At 49.6% G+C, this 15,533-nt stretch carries 13 protein-coding genes; 1 reads left to right on the plus strand and 12 read right to left on the minus strand.

The genetic code is table 11. The features are described 5' to 3' along the window. Positions 1-4 precede the first annotated feature (4 nt). On the plus strand, positions 5-1,387 hold the full coding sequence (locus tag AB4876_RS15735) for a sigma-54-dependent transcriptional regulator (protein ID WP_368382705.1): 1,383 nt from the start codon (positions 5-7) through the stop codon (positions 1,385-1,387). A gap of 34 nt (positions 1,388-1,421) precedes the next feature. Here the strand turns inward: AB4876_RS15735 and AB4876_RS15740 are convergent, their stop codons facing one another. From AB4876_RS15740 to AB4876_RS15795, 12 genes are all read right to left on the minus strand, one after another. Further along, the gene (locus tag AB4876_RS15740) at positions 1,422-5,315 is read right to left on the minus strand and encodes a PilC/PilY family type IV pilus protein (RefSeq protein ID WP_368382706.1); all 3,894 of its coding nucleotides are present in this window, start codon (positions 5,313-5,315) and stop codon (positions 1,422-1,424) included. Further along, positions 5,312-5,878, minus strand: a complete 567-nt coding sequence (locus tag AB4876_RS15745; protein ID WP_438273419.1) for a pilus assembly PilX family protein — start codon at positions 5,876-5,878, stop codon at positions 5,312-5,314. The genes AB4876_RS15740 and AB4876_RS15745 overlap by 4 nt, the downstream gene beginning before the upstream one ends. Beyond that, entirely contained in the window at positions 5,875-6,930 is a 1,056-nt protein-coding gene (locus AB4876_RS15750) for a PilW family protein (protein ID WP_368382707.1), read from the minus strand. The genes AB4876_RS15745 and AB4876_RS15750 overlap by 4 nt, the downstream gene beginning before the upstream one ends. Further along, positions 6,927-7,505 carry a type IV pilus modification protein PilV gene (pilV, locus tag AB4876_RS15755; protein WP_368382708.1) on the minus strand — a complete coding sequence of 193 codons (579 nt, stop codon included), beginning with the start codon at positions 7,503-7,505 and terminating at the stop codon, positions 6,927-6,929. Before pilV (AB4876_RS15755) ends, AB4876_RS15750 begins: the two co-directional genes overlap by 4 nt. Continuing rightward, on the minus strand, positions 7,499-7,966 hold the full coding sequence (locus tag AB4876_RS15760; protein WP_368382709.1) for a GspH/FimT family pseudopilin: 468 nt from the start codon (positions 7,964-7,966) through the stop codon (positions 7,499-7,501). Before AB4876_RS15760 ends, pilV (AB4876_RS15755) begins: the two co-directional genes overlap by 7 nt. Continuing rightward, entirely contained in the window at positions 7,954-8,373 is a 420-nt protein-coding gene (locus AB4876_RS15765; protein WP_368382710.1) for a type IV pilin protein, read from the minus strand. Before AB4876_RS15765 ends, AB4876_RS15760 begins: the two co-directional genes overlap by 13 nt. A 166-nt stretch (positions 8,374-8,539) precedes the next feature. Next, the gene (locus AB4876_RS15770) at positions 8,540-8,977 is read right to left on the minus strand and encodes a type IV pilin protein (RefSeq protein ID WP_368382711.1); all 438 of its coding nucleotides are present in this window, start codon (positions 8,975-8,977) and stop codon (positions 8,540-8,542) included. 11 nt (positions 8,978-8,988) lie between these two features. Then, positions 8,989-12,819, minus strand: a complete 3,831-nt coding sequence (locus AB4876_RS15775; RefSeq protein ID WP_368382712.1) for a pilus assembly protein — start codon at positions 12,817-12,819, stop codon at positions 8,989-8,991. Between the two features lie 57 nt (positions 12,820-12,876). Next, a complete protein-coding gene (locus tag AB4876_RS15780) occupies positions 12,877-13,437 on the minus strand; it encodes a pilus assembly PilX family protein (RefSeq protein ID WP_368382713.1) in 561 nt (186 codons plus the stop codon). After that, entirely contained in the window at positions 13,434-14,489 is a 1,056-nt protein-coding gene (locus AB4876_RS15785) for a PilW family protein (RefSeq protein ID WP_368382714.1), read from the minus strand. Before AB4876_RS15785 ends, AB4876_RS15780 begins: the two co-directional genes overlap by 4 nt. Positions 14,490-14,491: 2 nt before the next feature. After that, the gene (gene pilV / locus AB4876_RS15790) at positions 14,492-14,932 is read right to left on the minus strand and encodes a type IV pilus modification protein PilV (protein WP_368382715.1); all 441 of its coding nucleotides are present in this window, start codon (positions 14,930-14,932) and stop codon (positions 14,492-14,494) included. After that, the gene (locus AB4876_RS15795; RefSeq protein WP_368382716.1) at positions 14,929-15,441 is read right to left on the minus strand and encodes a GspH/FimT family pseudopilin; all 513 of its coding nucleotides are present in this window, start codon (positions 15,439-15,441) and stop codon (positions 14,929-14,931) included. The genes pilV (AB4876_RS15790) and AB4876_RS15795 overlap by 4 nt, the downstream gene beginning before the upstream one ends. Between the last annotated feature and the right edge of the window lie 92 nt (positions 15,442-15,533).

Consider the following 15,533-nt stretch of genomic DNA (forward strand, 5'->3'; position numbering starts at 1 on the left):
CATAATGAAAGAGCGAACCACCATGCAGCAAACCGTTTTAATCATTGATGATGAGCCAGATATTCGCGAACTACTGGATATCACCATCAGTCGAATGGGTTTAAACACCATTGCGGTGGGCAATGTGCGCGACGCAATTCAGGCGCTTGGCAGCACCGCCAATATCAGCCTTTGCCTTACCGATATAAAACTGCCTGATGGCTCTGGACTGGAAATAGTTCGCCATATTCAAAACAGCTCGCTGTGCACTGCCGTGGCGGTACTCACTGCCTATGGCAGTACCGAGCTCGCCGTAGAAGCGCTAAAATCAGGTGCCTTTGACTTTATCTCCAAGCCGGTATCCGTTGAACAATTGCGGGGCCTGGTTAAAACCGCCTTAAAACTAGACCGCCGCGAGCCCCAGTTCGATGGCAGCAGCAATACCCGCTTGCTTGGTGAAACTCAAAGTATTATCAATTTGCGAGAGCAAATTTTAAAACTGTCGCGGAGTCAGGCGCCGGTGTATATCAGCGGTGAGTCGGGCAGCGGCAAAGAAGTGGTCGCCAGACTTATTCACGCCAACGGCCCCCGCAGCGATGCTCCCTTTGTGCCGGTTAACTGCGGTGCAATCCCCAGCGAGCTAGTAGAGAGTGAATTTTTTGGCCATAGCAAAGGCAGTTTTACCGGCGCTTACGACCATAAAGAGGGCCTATTTGAAGCCGCCAATGGCGGCACGCTCTTCCTCGACGAGGTAGCGGACTTACCCCTAAACATGCAGGTTAAGTTATTGCGCGCCATTCAAGAAAAGGCCGTGCGCCGCATTGGTTCCACCCAAGAGATCCCTGTAGATGTGCGCATTCTCAGCGCGACCCACCGCGACTTAGCCAAAGCGGTTGCCGCCGAGCGTTTTCGCAGCGATTTGTTTTATCGCATCAATGTTATTGAAGTGCAGGTGCCCAGCCTACGCGACCGCGCCAGTGATATCCCGTTATTAGCTAAATTCATGCTAGAAAAAATTGGCCAAGAGTGGGGGGTAAAGCCGCCAATTTTAGATAAATCCGCCCTCACCACCCTTTGCCAATACGGTTTTCCAGGCAATGTTCGCGAGCTGGAAAATATCATCGAGCGCGCAGCCACCCTGTGTGAAAACAACACCATAACCGCCGGCGACCTGTCGCTGCCCAGTATCCCTGCGCAAAACAATGTAAAAGGCACTATTCCAGATAACGGCAATCACTTCAGAGCCGCAAGTGGACAGCTCGAAGAATATATCGCCGGCATTGAAAAAGAGATTATTGCCGATGCCCTAGAAGCCAATCGCTGGAATAAAACCGAATCGGCTAAAACCTTGGGCCTTACCTTTCGGCAGTTTCGCTACAAGCTTAAAAAATACAGCTTAGATAAATAAAAACGGCAACTTAAAGTCGCCGTTTTTATTTATTCTATTTGAAGAAAAAATATGTTCGCTTGCGCCCACCAGATAAATCCAATTCTGGATCACTGGGGTCAAAGGGTGAAGGCCCCGCACCACCTATAATAAACGGCACTGTTTTACCGTCGATCGTCACCAAACCCGCAATAGGCGAAGGTGGTAGGCCACCGCCCGCAAAGGTTTGACGATGAAAGCTGCCCGCAAATAAATCAATAATATACGCACCGGCATTTCCTAGGTTTGCAGTACAGCTCCCATTTGAGGGCACATCAGGCTGGTTGGTACCAAAATAGACTTTACCTGCAACAGCCAGGGGCGCGTTAACGCCTTTTTCGCCATCGCGTAAATTAATGTAATAGCCATCAAAGCTGCCGTTTGCAACGCCGTCAAAACGTAACTCTTGGGCGTCGGCATCAGTGCAAGCCACTAAGTTACCAGAACCGTCTATACATTGAACGTCGGTCTGGTTCACAAGATCTGCATCGGTTATTACCGCGGTACCACTGGCGACAGATTTGCCCTTATTAGGGTCCATAATTAGGTAAAAGCGATTATTAACGTTATAGGCCAATCCGGCGGTGGTTTGGTCGGTGTAAAGTGGATGCTCGCGATCACCTGAACTCAGTACAACGGCATCAAAATTATTGGTTGGCACCACATCTGGGCCAAACAAAAATTTCCGCGCGTCATTACCGCTACCGCCGAGCGCTGCCAATTTGGTCATCTGGAAATCTGCGAAGGTCGGCGTTGCGGGACTATTCGCCTCTAGATCAACCCGCCACACATTACCACCAACGTCAGCGGCATAAAGCCGGTCAATATAGCCGTCGATATCGCGATCGAGCATGGTTATATCGGCAGGAATCGACTTGGTGAGCGCGCTAGTAATCACGCAGGTCCCGCCCGTGGCTAAGCTAACCCCTGTACAACTCGGTAGCGCGGCCCACAGTACGCCGCCAGTCACCGCATCAACAATTAAAATACCGCGCCCCATAGAATTGCTGCTCGGTGCCGGTTCCGCATCCTCCGCAGGATCATAACCCGCGCCAAAAATTAGCACGGGGTTCCCATGACTCTTAATTTGCGCCACGCGCGGCTGCGACCAAGTTTGTCCCAACTCAGGAACATCGGCATCACTTAGGCGCCACAAAAACTTGGGCGCGGCAGGATCGGTTACGTCCATTGCGTAGATTAATCTGCCGCCGCGACGCGCCGACATATAAATATAGGATTTACCCGCGGTCGACGTACCAGTGCGGCCGTCCTGTAATACGGTTGTGGTGCCGTCAAAAAAATAATCACGGGGCTCAGCGTCGCTATCGACAACCGTTGGGTATTTAACAACCGGATCATTTTTATACTGACGACTTAACTTATTAAAAAACTCCGGCGCAACAAAACTCCACAACTCACCACCGGGGCGAACAGTTCCAATATAATCATCCTGATTACCGTTGATAGCGCGAAAATGACCATCGTTAGAACCGTAATAAACCACTACCCCGGTTGTACCGCCGTAATTTATAACGGCAGGCCGCGAGTGCAAAACATCGCCGTGCACCGAGCCACGTACCGAAATCGGGCATGTGCTATCGTCCCGGGACTCGGGCGGACAAGGCCCACGCTTGGTTTCGTTGCCAACAATGTCATCACCCCGAGTCCAATTAACAAGGTTCTCGGCAGTCAGGGACTCCTGGCTACGACCACAATTCACACCTGCATCGCTTTCGGCTAGTACATAATCTCCTAGAATTACGGTGTACTCATTCTCATCGATTATCGTCGCAACACTCCCCTGAACTTTATCCGTAACAAGGTTCGTATTGTAAGTATTCGCAGCAGAACCAGTAAGGGCACAATCAAATAAGTCGACGGTAGAGCCCTTAGCCAAACCATGGCTCGTTTGATTGATTTTAGCCTCCTTACTCAACTCAACTATCGTCGCCCCAGAGTAACTCGCATTATCTGGAATATCTTTGCTGGCCACGCTGAAACTGGTACTGGTCACATTTGACACCGCACAGGGCGCGCTGTAAGAACAAATTTTCTTATTATCCGCAAGGCCGGTATTCCAAGCCCCGAGGACAACCACTTTATCAAAAGTCGAATTTAAATTGGTGCCACCGCTACCGTCATGAGTAATAACACAAACTGTGTTCGCACCATTGCCCGAGCACGAGGTAGAAAGTGATTCATCAGTATCGTAGCGACCTACCGTTATAGTTGCAGCCCCGCCTAACTGCGGTGCAGCAAGAATTCCATTCAAGTTAGCTACTAGCGCCGTATTCGACGTCGCAAACACAGGTAGATCCGATGCTGTTGGGCAACTGCCCGCAGCGTTACACGTTAGAACTTTCCGGTTAGCGCTACTGGTAAGATTATTGATACGCAATAGCTGCCCTGCACCGCCTTTTTCAACCAAGTCTCCGTCGGGCGCGTCTTTAAAGAAGGCATCGCCTTCTGGGCTATTTCGCCAAAAGCCGTCAAGCGGCCAATTAGCAACTGCACTGCCGTCACTGTTTTTCGGGGTATTGCTTGTCCAAAAGCTAGTCGCCGAACTCGCGATAGCGCCTGTTACCGGGTTTGTCACCGAGGTCACCGCTGCCGAAACATCCTGTGTGGCATCGGTCAGTACGGTGTTGCCACCGGAATCGAAACCCAATTGGTATTGCTTAACATTCCCGCTCCAGCGCGGCCCAGCCAATCCGTCAGGTCGGAACATCGCAATAAACACTTGGTTTAAGTAGGTTCCCTGAGTATTCGCGCTCACCGGCAAAGTCGCGGACGAGAACACGCTATTTACGTCTTGGACTTCGTTAAATATTTGCAGCAATACTTCTGACAGCGCGACCGACTGCGTCTTCTCTACTTTAAATGCCTTGCCACCACCCTCGGTCGCCAAATCGGAGAGAAAGTTAATCTCCCCTGCCAACTTTGCTTCCAATTCAGGGTCATAAACCGCAATCGAGTAGGTTGTGACATTACGATCACTCTGGGCGCTATTGTCGACATCCACCAAATTCATAAAGCGAGTCCACTCATCGCCCCAGTATTTATTATTAGCAGAACCTGAGTTGTTAAGCAGGGTGACCGCGCGCGGGGTGCTAAAAAACTTATACTTTTCCGAGCTGGAGCTATAGCCAAATGCCGAGCTCAGCTCATTTTTAAGTAGTACATCTGGATCACCCGTGCCGTCAGAAACATTTGCGGTCTCCTTGGTCGCATTGCCCAAATACACCAACACTGCATCGCGACACTCTGTGGCAACACTGGCTAGTGAACTGTAATTCACACCAGAGCAAGAAGTAGAAAACCCGTTTAACATTGCCCAGCTTTCCGCAATTAAATCACCCAAGCGTGACTGGTTTGCTAAATGAGATTTTTCAAATTTTTTCAACAAATTAATAAATGAATCAATGCCATCACTGTCGAGTAGTGTCGGTGGCACCATAAGATAACCGCAGCTATCATTGCCATTGCCAAGGCTGGTGCCATTATTAAAACTACTAAAGCTGTTTTGATTAAAAACCATGACACCAATTTTTATGGCACCTAAGAGCGCGGAGTTAGCCGGCTGCTTTAAGGACAACATCGTGTTTACAATCGCACACTGTTCCATGCCACCGACTGTATCACCCAACGCCGGCTCACCACTGCCATCCGAGTAGGTGCAGCCGTGAATCACATTGGCGTTTGAGTTTGCTGAACTATGCCAGCCCAGCAATACCGTCGGCGGATTATCACTCGCGGGGTTAAGGCCAGAGAACAAATCGATATCCTCTGCAAAGGCATTCGATGCTAAGAAACTTGCTGCCATCGCGGTCAGCATACATACGCCGTACTTTAGGATCCGCTTCATACTCACCTCACGCCAAGCCTGGCTGATAGTAGTAACATTGTTCATAAGCAAGTTGTTCCGATAATCGCGCGTAAATACACGCCCTGATGCATGGCCAAATCAACGCCGGTCTTGGCGTCATTAACCTTTGCACCAACATCCCAGGTCATTTTGCTACACCAAGAGTTGCCTGCTCCAGACGATCCTGCAGCGTAAAAAATGCCCGAATTACTCTGTTGGGCACTGCCCACACACTGCGCGTCATGAGGATCGGTAACATCTAATTCAGATTGCAGTATAGGCACCGCTCGCAAACAATCGGGCGGTGCTACGACGGCAACCATGTCGGCGACACCATCGCCATTAAAATCGCTATTTACATAGGCATTACTGGTTGGCAAGGGCAGCGCAAAGTTGGCGGGATTACTAATATAGGACTCTACGCCATTGCGGGCCGCCATTTTCGCTTCCATACGATATTGCTGATTGCCGGCAATTTTAAAATTAATATTGCTGCCGCCAATCATACTCACCACAATCACGCTAAACACGCCAAGCATAATTAACACCACAATCAACACAACGCCGTGCTGATTCAGCATTGGCGATTGATACCGAGACTTCATCACTCTCTCGCTCCTGCAACATTGGGAATCGTAATCACGCTGGAATAAACCTGCCGTTTAAAACCATCAGTAAACGGACCCACCCTACTTGCGCGCCCCATATCAAAAGTCTTACTGTTATTCACTGCTCCAGCGACTTCGGAGCCGCGCACCAGTAAATAAACGCGCACCGCGACAACATCCTCCCAATTTTCGGCATCTGCCACAGACCAGCCAGCCGTTGTACAACTAGCTGGCGCAACATCAGCACTCGGATCATCCACATAGCAGTCGGGGCCGCCATCTAGATTTAAATCTAGGCCATAGGAAAAATGCATATCTTCTACACCGCTCACCAAAGCATGGGTTGTGGTGCTACCGCCCATATATTCCCGCACTTTTAAGCTCGGCTTACCATCGCCACCATTACTGCAATCCTCACAATGGGCAATAAAATAGCTGCGCACCTGATACGGCCACACTTCGGCTTCGGTGAGGCAGTCCTGCTCCTTCAAGGTAAGGTTGCTGGGGTCTTTATCAAAGACGAAGGCGGTGGCATTGCTACTGCAATCCGAAACCTGAAAATAAGGCACTGTATTGCCAGTGAGAACAGTACTGGGCAATATCGGCGAAGGCGCCACTCTGTGCACGACCAGTACCTCAGAGTTGGCCACCGCCGACTCCGACGATATACAGGTTGGCAGTGTCGTGCCGCTGGCGTAGCCAGCTACGGCAACAGGTAGCTGGGGATCAATCAAAGCATTATTAAAACCGAGCTCCGACAACACGCTGCCGGTAGAGCAAGGGTCTGGCAAGGTTGGGACTGCTATACCAACGCCAGGATGATATTTGCCAAAGAAGCCGGCCATGGCGATATCCTCAGCAAATAGTTGCAGCGCATAGCGACCGTTTTCAATTTGCTCCGAGGTTTTGGTCAAAGCCTGTCGCGTACTGCTAACCGAGGCAATCAAGCTAATGATACCTATTAACATAAAGGCGCCAAGGCTAAGGGAAATCAGGATCTCGACAAGGGACAGGCCTCTACTGCGAGCAAGGCTAGATTTAAAACTCATCATGACAAGTCACCAATGCGCACTACCGCGCTCACGGTGCGACGCAGCTTCTCATTGCCATAGCTGTCTTTGCCACAGCCATTGTCTTCGGTAGGCGCCACGGTTTCGCTTAAACCCTGCCAAGCAACGGTAACGCGATAGACTTGATCTACTGCGCTTAGCTGCACAATACAGCCCCGCGCACCAATCATGGCCCCGACATTCTCGCTGTCGCTATTTTGCTCTGCAGCGCCGTTTAAATTGTCATTCCAATCAGACAAATCGACGTCGGCGCGGGCATTCTCTTCACTCGTGCCCGAACTGCACGCGGCAATGTCTTCCACCCCGTAACCTACGGTAATACCCGTAGCACCATTGGAATAACAGCTCACTACATTGCGATTCGCATTGATACGGTCGGTGATATCTTGCAATAGATTTAATGCCTGTAAGCGCTGATAGGCCTCAACCTCCTGCTGAACAGTTCTCACCATTAAGCCTGCCGCGCCCATCATGCCTACTAATAGTACGACCAAGGCGACTAAGACTTCGATTAAGGTAAAGCCCTGTGCGTTACTAACCCCGCGTCGCATTAACATGCCCCCTTCTTACTAGACGGTTTACCATTAAGCGAAACTGCCACACAGCGCGTTCTATCGGCGTTACCTGAATCCGGCGCCACAGTAAAATTAACCGCCGTTGTTGCTCTACCGCTGCTGTTATAATTAAAACTGCTTATACCAGCCGTAACACTAACGCCTGCCAGCGAGTCTTCTATACGTAGATCATTGGCGCCAACACTTATTCTCCAGCCGTCGGTCCAACCACCACTAGCCTGCGCCACAGTAACAATCGCATTGCGTGTCACCGCCTCGCTGCGCGCCAAATTGATTGACGACATCAAATCATTACTCGCACTGCGCACGCGCTGGCTCTCAATTAAACCGTTAAACGACGGCGCTGCGATCGACGCCAAAATCGCCGCTATAGCTAGGGTTACCATTAGTTCAAGCAGGGTAAAACCCCGGCTTAGCTTTGTCTTTACACTTAGTTCCAGCATCTGCTCGCTCCGCTGGCATAACCTTTTTCGCCTTTGCTATTCAAGGTGAGCGTGCCGCAGCTGTCGCTGGCTTGCGGCCCTGTCGATATCGGAGTGGCGGTAACAGTGTAGGCCGGCGGCGTAGCGGTGTTGTCCCCAGCCGTAGTGATAGTGTAGTTACTGGAGACTTCTGTTGGCGGCGTGGCACCGAGGGCAGCCATATCGGCAGCGTAGGCGCGGGCGTCTAAAAAATAACGCTCCTGTAAATTCGCTACTTCTAGCAGATAACTAGCGGCCGCCGTGCGGTTGCTGCGCATGACGTATTCACGATAGGAGGGCATGGCAATAGTGGCGAGAATGCCAATAATGGCAACCGTGATCATTAATTCAATCAAGGTAAAGCCGCGTTGATTAGTGGCGTTATTCATAAGGAGCTAACAGCCTGTAAATTTTGGAATTTACAGGCTAGTCGGGGTACTGAGCAATGTCAGTTAAATTCCGACAATTGGTCGATTTTTAGCGACCAGCGGCCGGCAAGATGGCTAAATTGTGTCGTTAGAACCCAGGTTAATTCAACGCCCACCTACAAATCACCTAACGCCGCCAGCAATCGGCAACACTTTTACTCGAACCCGAGGGCTTATCAAGCAAAGCCAACTGACCAGTCTCGTCCAAAGTGAAGTTACCGCAAGCATCACCAACCATTGGGCCGCTGCGGGTCGCCTTTAGGGTAAATGTATTATTCGCCGCAGCGGTTGCCGCAATCGTGTAATACGCAGTGCCATTGTCTGGCACCTTGGTGACAATAACCGCAGGCAGGGTTGTACCACCAGAGACAGTGGTATAACGACCATTGGCCGAATAAAAGCGCTCTAGGGCCTGCGCACTGCTAAACAAGGCATTAGTCGCCTCATTACGCCGAGACTTGGCAATTTGCTCTTGGTAACTGGGGTAGGCGATCGAGGCAAGAATCCCAATAATCGCCACTGTCACCATTAATTCAATCAAGCTAAAACCCAAATCTCTTTGCACGCATCTACTCCTCACTGAAACTGTCTCCAGGATTGACGTCCCAATAGCTCGCTTTCACCCGCAGACTCGGTAACCACACCGATGGTGCCGCTGCTGCCTGAGGTGTATTTATACTCCAAGTCACCCGCGCCAATAATACCTGGCGTTTTTATCATTTCGTCACTGCCGCGACCACTGATAGGGTAATACTCGCCTTCAAACAAAATTTTATCTAGTTCATCAACCTTACCGTCAGCATTTACATCTAGGGCAGGACTATTTAAGCGGCCGCCATTACTCGCATCTAACTCCATCAACCAGCTCTTACCACCATAGCCGCAAGCATCACTATTAGGGATGATACTGGTAAAGATAATTCGACCATTACGAAGTATCGGTTTAGATACCGCGCGCTCCCCCGTCGCGACCCCACTTGGCGACAGTAAACGCAAATGCCAGCCATATACCGGCGCACTGTCTGGGCTGTTATTACTCACCAAACGCACAGGAAATGCACTCGAGCTACCATCGGTTAAGGTACCATCACCTTCAAAAACAACTGTTTGAGTAATTAAATCACCACGGTTCAGCACTCGCGAGCCAACATCCCGAATACCGTAAAAGTCCTGTATTTGCGGGCTGCTACCAACGACAGCGTCAGCGTACTCAAAATATTTACCGGTACCAAAATACACCATATATCCGCTGTCTTTATGCGAGCCCACGGTTGGCCGCACGGTGATCGGCTGCGCGACACCATCGTTGTCGACTGCTTGGAATAACGGTTTTGGAACGCTGCCATCTTTAAAGGCAACATCCCAGGTAGCGATGCTATTACCCGTAAAATCAAACTTCCACAAATTACCCTTTAAGTCGCCTGCGTAGACGTAATCGGTTATCCGGTCACTGTCCACGTCAACGGGAACGGGTGTACCCAAGCCATTACCAACCCCACTAACACCAGTATCAATTGCCTTTAATACAGCGCCAGTTGCCAGATCAACGACCAGGAGTTTTACATTGTCACCGGAGGCGTAACCATTTCCGAAGATGGCGACCCACTTATTACCAGCCTCTAAACGGGCGATTACTGGCTCACTCATCGCAACACCGAGCTTGTCAGTATCAAGCAAAGATGTTGCTTTTTCCCATAAGAAGCTATTTTTAGTTAATGATTCTGGATCGGTAACATCAATGGCAAACACTGAATTACCACCCGCCCCCATTGAACCAAGCAATACGGTTCTCCACTTACCATTTATGTAAGCGTCGCTGGCTCTGGGTGAGCCATCTACGGTATAGCTGTGCACATAAGCAGGGTCAGTTAAGGCGGCAAGTTTTGGAAAGCTTGCAACAGGCAAGTATGCGAACTTTTCTTTACCCGTCAGCGCATCGAAGCCATGGAGCATGCCATCGTTAGCACCAACATAGATCATTGACGTCCGCGCTTTCTTCTCACTCAAAAACGTTTTATAGGTACTACCTTCCGTGCCGCTTAGTACGCTAAAACCATAGTCTGCCAGATTGTCGACAAAATACGGGTCGGAATTAATGATGTCACCTAGCGGCGTCGAACGCTGACGCAGGGTGACGCCCTCCTTACTTTTATCTCCACGCAACCACGCCAGCCGATCTAACGCAGTCGTTAGCGAGCCACCGGTAAGCAGAGCGGTCTGCAAACTTAAGGACAAGGCATCGTAATTACTCGCGGTAAGACTAATGGCCGATGTCACTAACGTTCCCGGCGCACCTAAACCCACAATAATATTACGGGTCGCTGCACTGGCAATGCTATTGGTATTTGAATCCCATGCTATCCCTTTCAAGCTACCGTCGGTATTTAGGTTGTAGGCAACAATTCTGCCCGCCCAATCCAAGCTATTGAAGCTCGCCTGATATACCAAGGTGCCTGAATCTAAGCGGGTAGAGTTTGCCGCAATTGATGACGCAGAAGATTTGCTTTGGCTAGAGATTGTATCCAGCACGCCAGACAAATCATTAGCAAACTTGGCAGGTTCAGCCGCACTAAAAAAGCCACCGCGGCTATTCACGCCGGCATGCAATAAATCATCAATTTTATGGGCATCGGCACTAGTTGGGTTTGGCCAATCAATATCAGCGCCGGTTTGAATAGCTGCAAATGCCGCCGTTGGGTCAACTGTACCGGCAACGCCCAAACCAACACCAAATGTCACCATGTGCTGCCAGAAAGCAGGATTATCCTTTGATTCGGCGAGGGTATTCGGCATATCGCTACGTAAATCATTCTTCCAGTAGTACATCGCGACATCAGCGAGGGTATCACTTCGACTGTCTTTAAACGGTGAGACAGCTTTGTATTGGAAGCTCTGCCCAGTTGGCCCGGCATGACTTGGGTTATCGGTACCGTCGTTATTATTGCCGCCCCCACCTGACACGGAGCTACCTGACCAATACCCGTCGGTCATCAATACCGTGTAGTTACGGCGACAAGATAGTTGAGTGCTGGTGTCGTTCGTACCTGGGGTATTGCCCCAAGGGCCTCGATTGTCGCTACGTTTATAATATGTGCCAACCGCATCGATGGCGCGCCGTAAAGGCGTCCCCGCACTGGGGATATCTCGACCGTAAAGCGCGTCATAAAACGCTTCGCGATCACTGCCCGCAAACTTACGAACGCCTTTGACAACAACTTCTGAGTTCACGCCATCAACCGAAGTACTACCCTGATTTATACTGCCAAAACCAATCCGTAAGCCGCTACTCTGGCTAACAAAAGCGAATCCAGATCCCGCTCTGGCCATAGATACTCGCGAGCGATAATAGGTATACCAGTTAGCAAAGTTTTGAATCTCCTCAGCGTAGGTACACACGCCCAGGGAAGCTGCCACGCAGTCGTCACGCTTTTCCCGACCATGACCGGTAAAGGTCTGGCCAAACTTAATTTGTTTCCGCTCGTAACTCGCCCAATTCCAATAGCTACCACTGCCTTTGTACCAAAAGTAAGTCGCGGGCCAAAATGTTTTAGTACTTGTAGTCGAAGTACAGCTGCCATCACTCTTACAGCTCAACCAAGAATTACTATTGTAATTACTATTGTCCACCGTCAAATTACGGCAGTACGCTGCACTAGGCAATAATGTGGTACGCATAGGGTTATGCAATGCACAGGTCGGACTCGCATTTGGGAAGCTACTGTTATCCGATTTCACCCAAGGGTAATAGGTAGATCCAGGGTTGTAATACAAACTATTAATTTGCGGGGAGCGAGAACGTGCATTGTAGGCATCATTGTCATCAACAGTAGGAACATAATTTGAATAATCGCTGCCGCCATAAATACCGTTTGCGCGGGGGAATATATAACGACTACTGCCGGCAATAATATCGTCAGGCATTAATTCAAACTGCATTGAGCCGGAGTCATCCAACACATACATTACATTGGGTGGAATGGCCTGGGTCAAAAACAATGGCGCTTGCGCAATACCTTCTAAACTCGTAGACACCGGATCGGTACAGCCAAGCTTATTACCCTCTACTGTTACCGTAGCAATACACGTATACGAATAATCCTTATCATTCAGTACCGTTAAAATATTCCCGCTAGTACGAAACGCAGCGCTGGGGCAGCCCGTGGCATTGCCAGTTTTCAAAACATAACTTACTACTCTGTCGATACTCGACAAGCTCGAGTAAACGTAACTGTCGTTACTATTATTTTTACCAATATAATCACCGGAGGTTGCGGTGGCGACACAAGTAGTTTGCGCAGACACTGGCGCCACCAGCCCCGCCGTCGTCAACAGCATAAGGGCAAATAAGCCTACTGTATTGCGCCAGCTTTTAGCCCCGTCAATAGTAAAGCCATTTTGCTGTTTCATAATATTTCCCCTACGCACCTGCGTAACTTCTTAATTAATTAGTGGCCGGTCGCGACCCTACAATTCTTGGCGTTTATAGGTGGTTGTTAACACCACCATACTGCGATCACTGAAACCGTAACCACGCGCAATAATTCGGTAAAATCCGTCTCGTGACACTGGACGATCGGCATCCAGTACTTCATTTTTATTCCCTGCGCGGTTCATCTGCTGAATAATGTATTCTGGCTGTTTAGCCGCATCAGGTATTTTGTTGTTCAGGCTTAACCAGCCCACTGAGTCGTAATCTGCCCACGCTGGGTACTTACAGGCATCGCGAGTATCACCCGGATCGGGACAAGATTGGTAAAAGCCTCCAGTGCCGTCAAAACCGGGCAGTATACCGCTGCGCAACACTTCTTCTGCGGTGCGCAGCGCAGCTTCGGCCGACTGAAAGGCAATGGTATTTTCTTTCATATTACCCGCCATGCGCTCCTGCAAGGTCGCGGTTTGCAAAGAGGCGATACTGATAATCGTTAAGATCAGCATAAACACCAAACTCACAATCAGCGCTGCACCTTGCTGCGAAGCGCGCGCATGCCCACATCTTTGCATCGTTATATGCATTAGGGCACTCATTGCAATCTATTCCTGATGGTAAATACATTGGTAAAAACTTGGCGCAGCCGGCCATCGTTGTTGGCAATTAAATCGCCATCGGCGTCATTGAGCAGCTGCGCGTTGACGCTACCTGTTTTGCCTACTACATTGTCTTCAGAACCGTACATAATCAGTTCAATACGCACACTGAGCACCGTCGCCCAATCCGCAACCTCCGCACCGGTTTGATACACATCAACAGCGCGATCTGCATTGGTGTCTACGCCGTAACTAAGCTGCAAATTTTCGACACCTTCCACCAGCTCCGTCGGCGCTGTCGCCACCCCGCCAGAGGTTAAGGTTAATTGTTGAAAATACAGAGCATTAATCGGATTGCCCGCGGAGCTTTTACGACCGGTATCAGCAATAAAAAAATCAATGACCTGAAAACCAAACACCTCAGCCTCGCCAGTATAAATTTTGCTTAGACGATTATCTGAATTGCTACCATTTGCATGGGCCAATGTGGTTTGGCCTTCACCCTTTTTCTTAGGGGTATTGGTTATGCGAAACATATCGCCATTTAAACAATCGGTGACCATAACAAAATCTTCTTTCACAAAGCCAATTGAATTATCTTCAACTTGGATATTGGCATTGTTTGGAGCTAAATTTCCTGTGAGGGTAATGAACTGATCTGATGCGCGCTTTATGGTCAGCCTATCGGTTCCCACGACTGCCGACATGGCATCACCGCCAGTTACATTATCAACACCGACCAAGGCCGTGCCTGGGGTAAAAATAGCCGTACTTGCCGGCAGCGCAATATTATTAAAGCCCGCCGCGCCAATAGAACTGCAGCCCATATAGCCGGCCATACGAATTTCACGGGACAAAAAACGCATAGCAAAGCGCGCGTTCTCTTGAATTTGGGCCATGGAATCTAACATTTTTGAGCTGGTACTAGTGGCCAGAAAAACTTGGACAACGGCGGTGCTGAGCAGAATCCCGAGAGTCACTGCTATCATCAATTCCACAAGCCCAAAGCCCGCTTGTTTAATTGGATTTAACTTCATACGCATTAACTTCATGCTCAGAACTCCGTCACAAATACAAAGCTCTGGATATCGCCGTCACCGGCAATTCTAGATTTACTCAAACGGCCCTCATCCCACTGTACCGTCACGGTAATAACATTACCTGCGCGCACAATGGATCCGTCGCCGCCAGGTAAACGCAACGCCAACTCGGCCAACCACTCTTGTAAATCGATATCTACTATAGTGTCACCCTCCGGCGCATCATCATCTATCGCTATGTCGTAACGTCCAGCGAGGGCCAAAACCCGATTTGCTCGCATACGATCGGTAATGTCATTTGACAAAAATACCGCTGCCGAGCGTACATTTGCCATTTGATTAAACTTCACCGAGTTTAATTGCAGTGCCGCAGCGCCCAACACGCCGGTTGCCGTAATAAGCACTGCGATTAACACCTCGATCAGGGAGACCCCGCGCTCAGAATTCCGACTCATGGGCATACCCGATCGGAAATAGTCACCTGACCGCTCGCAGTGATATTAATATCGCGATCATGACTGCATTTTTCAGGTGAACTACGGTAACTCAACACCACTGCTTTAGAATCCTTAATAAAACCTTGATTATCAAAGGTCACACTCGTCACTGCGGTGGTGCCAATTTTGGCTGTGATTACCGCACTGGTTTTAATGGCGGAGGTCTCTTTAAATGCCTCTCCCGCATCGTAACTGCCGTTGTCATTAATATCGACCCAGCTGCGCCAACCTTTAGCCCAATCCCCAGCATTCGCGGTTAATGTTACTGGACGCGCGCGCACCACAGCCTCGGAGCGAGCGGCCACCAAAGCCTTCAACATCGACTGCACGTCAGCCCGCTCGCGGGACTTACTAATAAACGAGCTAAAATTAGGTATCGCCACTGTTGCCAGTACGGCCACAACCGCAACAGTCACCATCAGTTCAATTAACGTATACCCAAAAACTGACTTTTTGTGACCTAACATCCTCAATCCCTTGTCGACCTTGACTTTAAACGTGCAATACGTAAATTAATAGCAATGCGATCCCGCTCATAGGAAGTGAGCAAAAGCGCATA

It is taken from the genome of Zhongshania guokunii (genome assembly GCF_040892635.1).
Taxonomy (GTDB): Bacteria; Pseudomonadota; Gammaproteobacteria; order Pseudomonadales; family Spongiibacteraceae; genus Spongiibacter; species Spongiibacter guokunii.

What these genes read in the sequence shown, in the direction of transcription:
- AB4876_RS15735 (WP_368382705.1), top strand. Translation starts at nt 5, where the DNA reads ATGAAAGAGCGAACCACCATGCAGCAAACCGTTTTAATCATTGATGAT.
- AB4876_RS15740 (WP_368382706.1), bottom strand. Translation starts at nt 5,315, where the DNA reads ATGAACAATGTTACTACTATCAGCCAGGCTTGGCGTGAGGTGAGTATG.
- AB4876_RS15750 (WP_368382707.1), bottom strand. Translation starts at nt 6,930, where the DNA reads ATGATGAGTTTTAAATCTAGCCTTGCTCGCAGTAGAGGCCTGTCCCTT.
- pilV (WP_368382708.1), bottom strand. Translation starts at nt 7,505, where the DNA reads ATGTTAATGCGACGCGGGGTTAGTAACGCACAGGGCTTTACCTTAATC.
- AB4876_RS15760 (WP_368382709.1), bottom strand. Translation starts at nt 7,966, where the DNA reads ATGCTGGAACTAAGTGTAAAGACAAAGCTAAGCCGGGGTTTTACCCTG.
- AB4876_RS15765 (WP_368382710.1), bottom strand. Translation starts at nt 8,373, where the DNA reads ATGAATAACGCCACTAATCAACGCGGCTTTACCTTGATTGAATTAATG.
- AB4876_RS15775 (WP_368382712.1), bottom strand. Translation starts at nt 12,819, where the DNA reads ATGAAACAGCAAAATGGCTTTACTATTGACGGGGCTAAAAGCTGGCGC.
- AB4876_RS15780 (WP_368382713.1), bottom strand. Translation starts at nt 13,437, where the DNA reads ATGAGTGCCCTAATGCATATAACGATGCAAAGATGTGGGCATGCGCGC.
- AB4876_RS15785 (WP_368382714.1), bottom strand. Translation starts at nt 14,489, where the DNA reads ATGAAGTTAATGCGTATGAAGTTAAATCCAATTAAACAAGCGGGCTTT.
- pilV (WP_368382715.1), bottom strand. Translation starts at nt 14,932, where the DNA reads ATGAGTCGGAATTCTGAGCGCGGGGTCTCCCTGATCGAGGTGTTAATC.
- AB4876_RS15795 (WP_368382716.1), bottom strand. Translation starts at nt 15,441, where the DNA reads ATGTTAGGTCACAAAAAGTCAGTTTTTGGGTATACGTTAATTGAACTG.